The 5381-nt window shown below is 49.2% G+C and carries 6 protein-coding genes; all 6 read right to left on the bottom strand.

The window, feature by feature from the left end; translation table 11 throughout:
- Positions 1-236 precede the first annotated feature (236 nt).
- The 6 genes from hisIE to mgtE all read right to left on the bottom strand — a co-directional run bounded on the left by hisIE (position 237) and on the right by mgtE (position 5148).
- A complete protein-coding gene (gene hisIE, locus DCW36_RS04305) occupies positions 237-845 on the bottom strand; it encodes a bifunctional phosphoribosyl-AMP cyclohydrolase/phosphoribosyl-ATP diphosphatase HisIE (RefSeq protein ID WP_114785044.1) in 609 nt (202 codons plus the stop codon).
- 355 nt (positions 846-1200) lie between these two features.
- On the bottom strand, positions 1201-1959 hold the full coding sequence (gene hisF / locus DCW36_RS04300; RefSeq protein WP_114785042.1) for an imidazole glycerol phosphate synthase subunit HisF: 759 nt from the start codon (positions 1957-1959) through the stop codon (positions 1201-1203).
- Complete coding sequence (gene hisA, locus DCW36_RS04295) at positions 1953-2672, bottom strand: 1-(5-phosphoribosyl)-5-[(5-phosphoribosylamino)methylideneamino]imidazole-4-carboxamide isomerase (protein ID WP_164891028.1); 720 nt, start codon at positions 2670-2672, stop codon at positions 1953-1955. Before hisA ends, hisF begins: the two co-directional genes overlap by 7 nt.
- A complete protein-coding gene (gene hisH, locus DCW36_RS04290) occupies positions 2672-3253 on the bottom strand; it encodes an imidazole glycerol phosphate synthase subunit HisH (protein ID WP_114785038.1) in 582 nt (193 codons plus the stop codon). Before hisH ends, hisA begins: the two co-directional genes overlap by 1 nt.
- A 36-nt stretch (positions 3254-3289) precedes the next feature.
- Positions 3290-3535 carry a hypothetical protein gene (locus DCW36_RS04285; RefSeq protein ID WP_114785037.1) on the bottom strand — a complete coding sequence of 82 codons (246 nt, stop codon included), beginning with the start codon at positions 3533-3535 and terminating at the stop codon, positions 3290-3292.
- A 269-nt stretch (positions 3536-3804) separates the two neighbouring features.
- Positions 3805-5148 carry a magnesium transporter gene (gene mgtE, locus DCW36_RS04280; RefSeq protein ID WP_114785035.1) on the bottom strand — a complete coding sequence of 448 codons (1344 nt, stop codon included), beginning with the start codon at positions 5146-5148 and terminating at the stop codon, positions 3805-3807.
- Positions 5149-5381 lie beyond the last annotated feature (233 nt).

Below are 5381 nucleotides of genomic sequence, written 5' to 3'. Positions count from 1 at the left end.
GTGTCTCTACGGCCAACTCATCAAGTAACTTGTCGGGCAGGTAATTTAATAACTTCTTTACCCGGATACCTTTTGTGTCCATAGCAGTAACTAATTGATAACTATAGAATATACGGCAGGTTTCGGACAACAATGTTTTTAAAACCTGCCGGGTTTTATAGTACCAAGCAGCAGCGGGAGTGGTGACAGCAGCAGTAAAGCTAATTAGCTACTGTTTTACATAATATCAGCAACTTTTACTTTTTATGACGCTCCTCCAGTACGCCCACCACATCTTTCAGCTCCAGGCCAGTAGCGGCTAAAAGTACCAGCAGGTGATACAGCAAATCGGCAGCTTCGCCTTTCATGGTATCCAGTTCACCGGCTACGGCATCGATCACTGTTTCCACTGCTTCTTCGCCAACTTTCTGCGCAATTTTGTTTACGCCCTTTTTGAACAGGAAATTGGTATACGAACCTTCGGCCGGATTAACTTTCCGCTCCTGGATCACCTCCTCGAGCTGTGCAATAAAACGAATGGCAGCTGCACGTTTAGCCACCTTCTCCTCGCCAAAGCAGCTGGTGGAGCCGGTATGGCAGGTGGGGCCGTTTGGCTTTACTTTTATCAGGAGCGTATCGTTGTCGCAGTCTTCGGCTATGCTCACCACATCCAGGAAATTACCGGAAGTCTCCCCTTTTGTCCAGAGGCGGTTTTTGGTGCGGGAGAAAAAAGTAACAACCCCTTCCTGCTGCGTCTTGTCCAGCGCTTCCTGGTTCATATACCCCAGCATCAGCACCTGACCAGTCAGGTCGTCCTGTATCACGGCCGGCACCAGGCCGCCTGTTTTTTCAAAATCTAGCTTCAAAACTAATTTTTAAGTTAAAAGTTAAGAGTTAAAAGTGATGAGTTATATCAAATAGTATTTACTCTATTCCACATTCGCAATCTCTCCCTTGTCATCCCAAAGGGATCTTGTAGGCTAGCTGCACTTAGCCAGCTACAAGAGATTATGAGGTCGAAAAATCTTTTTACTATTTAATTTGAAAGTAGGTAAAAGTTAAGAAGTCTGGAGTAGAATTATAGACTTTGGTTCTCTAACTGAACAAGTAGCAGTAGTAAGCATTTCTGCAGCTTGCCCACAAGATCCCTTCGGGATGACAGTAGAGATAATTTAAAACATTTTAACTCTCTACCTTTTTAACTCCAAAACTCCCAAACTCCTAAACTCTTACATCTATGCCTTGTTCTTTTAGGAACGACTTCAGCACGGGCACTTCGAGTTCGCGGAAGTGGAACAGGCTGGCAGCTAAGGCGGCATCGGCATTGGCTTGTTGCAACACATCGGCGAAATGCTGCATATTGCCTGCTCCGCCGGAAGCGATTACCGGAACAGTTACTGCCCGGGCAACTTCGCCTGTAATATCCAGCGCAAAGCCGGCTTTGGTGCCGTCGTTGTTCATGCTGGTAAGCAGGATTTCGCCGGCTCCCAAATCGGTTACCCGACGGGCCCAGTCGACGGTGGCATGTTCGGTTTCTACGGTGCCGGCACGGGCGTACACTTTCCAGCCGGTGGCTTCGGTGTATTTGGTGTCGATGGCAACGGTAACACACTGGCTGCCGAAGCGGTTCGCCAGCTCTTCTACCAGCTGCGGGTTACGGATGGCAGATGAATTTACCGAAACTTTATCGGCGCCGTTCTGCAGGAGAACTTCCACGTCGGCTACTGCGCCTATGCCTCCGCCTACGGTAAAAGGAATATCAATATGGCGGGCAATGTCGCGGACAAGCGCGGCAAAGGTTTTGCGCTCTTCGTTGGTGGCGGTAATATCGAGGAATACCAGTTCGTCGGCTCCCTGCTCGGCATACCAGGCCGCCAGCTCTACCGGGTCACCGGCGTCGCGGATGTTCTCGAAGCGGACTCCTTTTACGGTACGGCCGTTCTTGATATCCAGACAGGGTATAATGCGTTTGGTTAACATAAAAATCGTTCTAAATCCTTCAATTCAATGGTGCCTTCATAAATGGCTTTCCCGATAATAGCACCATGTACTCCAATTTGCTGCAGCGTCTCCAGGTCCTGCACGGTTGTTACCCCCCCGCTGGCAATAATGCCTGCTTCGGGCAGTTTTTGTTGTAACTGCTTATAGGTGCTGATAGATGGACCTTGCAATTTGCCGTCTTTGCTTACATCGGTGCAGATAAATAGTTTTGCTCCTGCCTTTACATAATCCGAAATAAAGTCTTTCAGCGTAAACTTGCTTTCTTCTGTCCAGGCACTGATGGCAATGTGGTTTCCTTTAAAGTCGGCGCCCACGATGATGCGGTCTGCACCATACTTCGACAACCAACCGGTTACGGTTTCCGGTTCCCGAACGGCAATACTTCCGGCAGTAATCTGGGCAGCACCTGCTTCAAAAGCCTGCTGTACGGCCTCTTCCGACTGCAGACCACCACCAAAGTCGATGGAAAGCGTGGTGTTGGACGCAATGTTTTCCAGCACCGCCAGGTTCACGGGCTTTTTGGCTCTGGCCCCGTCAAGGTCTACCAGGTGCAGGCGTTTGATGCCATGTGCTTCGAAGCGCTTGGCTACGTCCAGCGGATTGCTGTGGTAGGTGGTCTGCTGCGAAAAATCGCCTTCGGTGAGGCGCACGCACTGGCCACCAATAATGTCTATGGCAGGAATTATTTCCATTATAATGCTAAAAAGTTCTTTAAGATCTGAGCACCGGCAGGTCCGCTTTTTTCGGGGTGGAACTGGGCGGCGTAAAAATTCTTATACTGTAAGGCAGCAGAAAAAGGCTCCGGATACGAAGCCTGGGCAATGGTATGCGGCCCCACCGGCACATAATAGCTGTGCACAAAGTAGACATACTCCTGCTCCTGCAGTCCTTCGAACAGGGGCGTTTGCAGGTGGTGCAACTGGTTCCAGCCCATGTGGGGCACCTTCAGGTCGGTTTGGAAGCGCAGCACTTTTTCGGGTATGATGCCCAGTGTTTCGGTATCGTTTTCCTCGCTGTGCTCGCAGAGTAGCTGCATGCCCAGGCACACGCCAAAAAATGGCTGCTCCAGTGTAGGCAACAGCTTGTCGAGGTTGCGGGCCTTGAGCTGCGCCATGGCCGAAGAAGCTTCCCCTACACCAGGAAAGATCACTTTGTCTGCGGCTTTGATGGTCTCAAAGTCGCAGCTGATGGTGGCCTGAACGCCCAGCCGCTCCAGTGCAAACAGCACCGACTGCACATTACCCGCCTTGTAATCAACTATAACTAAGTTCATGTTGTATGAATGATGAATCTGAATTTGTGTTGCCTTTTACTTCTTCTCCATAAAGAACTCCCTGTAATAGAGTAAAGCAATTGCCAGAAGCAAAGAAGCTAAAGCTGCTATTTTGTGAAACTTTATTGCCTCACATAAATCAATACCGGTTATTTTGGAGATGCAGGCACCTGGTTCGTCTGTTTCGTACTTCAAACTTACCATATTATTGAAAACAGTATAGATGAAAAAGACAGTAGCTAAAAGCAAAAACACGACACAACTTGTAACTACTTTTCTCATTTTTACTTACGTTTCTGCCTCAGACACTCGCAGGAGCTGCGCACACTGCGAGGTCTTTCCCAACAAAAAAGCCTGGCTCTAGCGGAGTCAGGCTTTTGGATATATCGTTTTACAATTAGCAAATCCATAGGCTTACGGCTCCGAAACGTGTGCTTCGTGCAGGATGATGATGCAGTTGAGCCTGAATGCCTGTCATGGTTACAAATATAGAACTTCCGTAGCTGAAACGATAGCTTTTGCTTAAAAATTTGCCCGAAGCTTTCAAAAAACTACAACAAGGTTCCGCTTAAAATACCCGCTGCAATGGTAAAGTAAATCACCAGACCCGTCACATCTACCAATGTCGCTACAAAGGGAGCAGAGGAAGTTGCCGGGTCCAGGCCAAGTTTTTCGAGCAGGAACGGAATCATAGAGCCAGTCAGTGTTCCCCATAGCACTATGCCTACCAAGGTTAAACCAATGGTTAAGCCAATTAAATAAGTATGGTCGCCGTAATCGTAAAAACCGGCCTGCTGCCATACCATGATGCGGACAAAACCTATCGTGCCCAACAGTAAGCCCAGCAGCACGCCCGACAAAACTTCTTTTCGCATCACGTACCACCAGTCTTTCATGCCTAGCTCTTTAATCGCCATAGCACGCACAATCAGCGTAGCCGCCTGCGAACCGGAGTTACCGCCACTCGAAATAATCAACGGTATAAACAGCGCCAGCACCACCGCCTGCTCCAGCTCATCTTCAAAAAAGCCCATAGCCGAAGCGGTCAGCATTTCGCCCAGGAACAGGATCATAAGTACGCTCGCCCGCTTTCGCACCAGCGAGAGCAAGGGTGTCTCCGTGTAGGAAAGCTCCAATGCTTCCAGACCACCGAACTTCTGAATGTCTTCGGTATCGCGTCGCTCGATTTCGTCGAAAATGTCGTCGTGGGTTACGATGCCGACCAGCACGCCGCCCTCCGACACCACCGGCATAACGGCACGGTCGTACTTGTCGAACTGGTCGATGGCTTCTTCGCGGCTCATGGTGGTGGTCAGGCTCACGAACTGGTAATCCATCAGCGACTCAATCGTCTGCTCCTCGTCCGCCATCAGCAGCTTCCCGATCCGGATATCATCGATCAGCTTGTTGTCCTTGTCCACCACGTACACGTGGTTCAGGGTTTCCGCTTTTTTGCCGTAGCGTTTAATGTTGTCCAGCGCCTTCTTTACCGTCCAACCTTTTTTGGCCTGGATGTAAAGCGGTGTCATGACACGGGCAATGCTTTTTTCGGGGTAGCCCAGCAGGTTGAGGGCAATACTTTTTTCTTCGGGAGAAAGCAGGTTGATAGACTCCTTGATGAGCAGGTCCGGGAAATGTTCGAACACTTCGGTCCTGTCGTCGGGTGCCATGTTCTCCAGCATTTCGGCGGTGTCGCGCGAGCCCAGCTCTTTCAGCAGCTCTTCCTGCACATTGCGGTTGAAATAGGTAAACACCTCCGCTTTCAGTTGGCCGGGCAGCAGCAGAAAAGCCAGAATACGCTCTTTCGGATTCAGCTCGCTGATGACCTCCGCGATATCGTTCGGGTGGTTGTTCTTCAGATCTTTCAGATTAAGCTCTTCTGCTACTCTTTTCATAACGTAATCTATCAGAAATTACCTTCTCTGTGATTAAAAAGTCTTCTGCTGCAGCCACCACACCCTCTGCTGCACAAAAACCCGGTAGGTTTTTAAAACATTGTTGTCCGAAACCTGCCGTATATTCTATAGTTATCAATTAGTTACTGCTATGGACACAAAAGGTATCCGGGTAAAGAAGTTATTAAATTACCTGCCCGACAAGTTACTTGATGAGTTGGCCGTAGAGACAC

The organism is Botryobacter ruber (assembly GCF_003347595.2).
GTDB lineage: Bacteria > Bacteroidota > Bacteroidia > Cytophagales > Hymenobacteraceae > Pontibacter > Pontibacter ruber_A.
This window is presented reverse-complemented; position numbering and strand designations above follow the sequence as displayed.